3 protein-coding genes and 1 pseudogene are annotated in these 2,600 nt (G+C 42.4%); 2 read left to right on the top strand and 2 right to left on the bottom strand.

What is annotated here, in order from left to right:
• Positions 1–764 (top strand): transposase (locus tag ACWB1W_RS08080; RefSeq protein ID WP_479370858.1); only part of this gene is annotated, 764 nt, incomplete at its 5' end.
• Positions 761–1,825, top strand: coding sequence for an IS630 family transposase (locus tag ACWB1W_RS08075; RefSeq protein WP_479370857.1), 1,065 nt, complete (start codon positions 761–763; stop codon positions 1,823–1,825). The genes ACWB1W_RS08080 and ACWB1W_RS08075, both read left to right, overlap by 4 nt.
• Here the strand turns inward: ACWB1W_RS08075 and ACWB1W_RS08070 are convergent.
• Both ACWB1W_RS08070 and ACWB1W_RS08065 read right to left on the bottom strand, forming a co-directional pair.
• A complete protein-coding gene (locus tag ACWB1W_RS08070) occupies positions 1,800–2,291 on the bottom strand; it encodes a hypothetical protein (protein WP_479370856.1) in 492 nt (163 codons plus the stop codon). The two genes, ACWB1W_RS08075 and ACWB1W_RS08070, sit on opposite strands and share 26 nt — an antisense overlap.
• Positions 2,292–2,344: 53 nt before the next feature.
• Positions 2,345–2,600 (bottom strand): annotated as a pseudogene (locus ACWB1W_RS08065) (hypothetical protein); the annotation flags it as partial.

Raw genomic sequence — 2,600 nt, 5'->3', positions numbered from 1 at the left:
ACCTAAACGGGCATGTTAGGGTATTCATGATAAACGGATTAAGGAGCAGATCTGGAAAGATAAGAAGGGGAATTAAAAAGAAGAATGACATAAGGGATGCCGTGAATTTAGCAAAAATTCTTAGAGATGTTGCGGAAGCTAAAACGGAAATAGAGTTAATGGAGCTTCCGCCAATTTTGGAGACAATGAGTTGGGAGCAAAAATATTTGAGGTATTTGATAAAAAAGAGGTTTAGGCTTAAAAAGGAAATTGAAAGATACAAAACAAGGTTAGAAAAGATATACTTTTTGCATGGCATTAAAAGGCGTTTTTCAGGGAAGGCATATTATACAGGGTATGGATTACTAAAAGCCATAGAGGAATTGGTCAAAATCAAAACCGAAGATAAGTATTTACAAAGACGAAAGGATCATTTATTTTCAGAAAGGGAAATAATAAAAGCTTTGATAGATGAATACAGGAGAGTGGATGAAGAAATAATTGAGATAGTAAAGAGGCATAAGGATTATGAGAAGTTAAAGCGTATAAAAGGGCTTGGTGATGAATTTATACAGTTCATCATAAGCATTTATTGGGATATAAGGCGTTTTGAAAATCCAGATGCTTTCAAGTCATATTTCAAGATACACCAAAGATTTGATGAGGAGAGTAGCAAGTTAAAGGGGAAAAGTAAAAGGAGGTTTAAGAATGGAATGTTAAAGAGATATGTATTTATAGTGTTATCCCCAAACTCATACCGCTATAGAATATATACCTACCTATGAGGAGATTAAAAATAAAGCGGAGGGAAGAACTGAGAGAGATAATAAAGGGAGCGGTGAACAGGGGGGACGAAGTGCTGAAGGCAATAGTGCTATACATGATAGCGGAGGGTAGATATGCGAAAGAGATAGCGAAGGAGTTAGGAATAAGCGAGAGGGGGATAAGGAAGTGGGCGAAGGAGTGGAACGAGAAGGGGAAGTTTGAGAACAGGAGGAAGGGGAGAGTAGGTAGGAAAGGGTATTTAACGAAAGAACAGGAGGAGGAATTAAAGAAAATCCTCCGTGATAGAGATTGGTGGACACACGAAGAGATAAGGAAGCTGATAAAAGAGAAGTACGGAGTAGAATACAGCAGAGAGTCTTTAAGGAAGCTGTTGAGGAGATTAGGGATGAGATATGTAAAACCTCTACCTACAGACTACAGGAGGCCTATGAATGCGGAGGAGATACTAAAAAAGAGCATGGAGGTAGTGACGAAAGAGATAGAGGATGAGGGGATAGATATAAAGGATGTGGTGGTAGGCTTTTTAGACGAGACATCACCGGAGTTGAGGAGCAACACGCAGAGGGTATGGACATACAGGGATCAGGTAAGGATAAGGAAGAACACAGCAGACAGGTACAGGGCGAACGTGATAGGTTTCTATGCGGTAAACGGCAGGAGTGTGGAGAAAGCGTTAGAAAGGACCACAGGGGAGGAGGTAGCCAAGTTTTTAGAGGATATAAAGGAAGCGAACAGGGATAAGAAGAGGATAGTGGTGGTGCTGGATAACTTCCCATCGCACAAGTCCAAGGCGGTCAGGAAGAAGGCGAAGGAGTTGGGTATAAGGTTGGTGTATTTACCCCCTTACTCTCCAGACCTTAATCCTATAGAGTGGATCTTCAAGAGCATAAAGCGGGTAGTAAGTGTAGCGTTCGTAAAGAGCAAGTGGGATTTGAAGAGGTTGGTTATGGAGAGTTTTAAAAAGGAAGCTAAGAAAGTAAGCTATACCACCGGGTGGCTTATGGCGTTCTTGCCCCCTATGTATGCCTTCCTACTTAATAACGGTATAATAAAAGGATGAAGACTATAGTTTTTCTATTGAAGGCTATGGACTTTGCGTGGATGTATGCCTGAGCAGTAATACCCTTTTTCCAGGGGAGATACATGGATTTCCCCACCACACTGAGGACACTTTCCACATATTGCCTTTGAGAAGCCTTCCCTTTGCCCCTGCCAACAGTCACAACCTCAACACCAGGTAATTTCAACCCATCGAAACCCCTATCACCAATCAGAACGCTTCCCTTGAGAATACTCCTAAGATAAGGACTCCTGAAAAATCGTATCTTCAGAGACCTCTTCTCATGGAAGCTGCCTGGATGAAACCAGATATCCACTACTTTCCCCTCTGATGCATTGATTATAACCATCAGAAGCACTCCATATACTGTCCTCTCATAGCTCTCAAGCTTGCCTGTATGCTGGCTGTAAATCCTGTTGATTTTCCTCCTCGCCCAGAACTTCTTTCCCCCTCCCATCCTCCTCATCTTTCTGAATTTCGCTCTCCATAGTTTCGCAGTTTCTATGAGCATTCCATCAACTATGTATCTTGACCCCTTATATAACTTTCCCCCCTTTTTATCTGCTCCCTCAAGAGTCTGTATGCTTTCTCCATCCTGTCCCTTCGGAAGATGTGATACGAGCGTATGTGGGGACCTATTATCATTTGTGCCAGTGTAGTGGCAGGTATGTCAAAAGCCGCTGCCATCTCCAGTAATGCCGCTATCTCCCATATCTCTAAATATGGCTTCCTGCCTCTCGTCCTTATCAGCCCCTTCTCCTCCGCTATCTCCTTG

The sequence above is a fragment of the Aquifex sp. genome, assembly GCF_056494385.1.
This window is presented reverse-complemented; position numbering and strand designations above follow the sequence as displayed.

What these genes read in the sequence shown, in the direction of transcription:
- ACWB1W_RS08070 (WP_479370856.1), bottom strand. Translation starts at nt 2,291, where the DNA reads ATGAGGAGGATGGGAGGGGGAAAGAAGTTCTGGGCGAGGAGGAAAATC.
- ACWB1W_RS08075 (WP_479370857.1), top strand. Translation starts at nt 761, where the DNA reads ATGAGGAGATTAAAAATAAAGCGGAGGGAAGAACTGAGAGAGATAATA.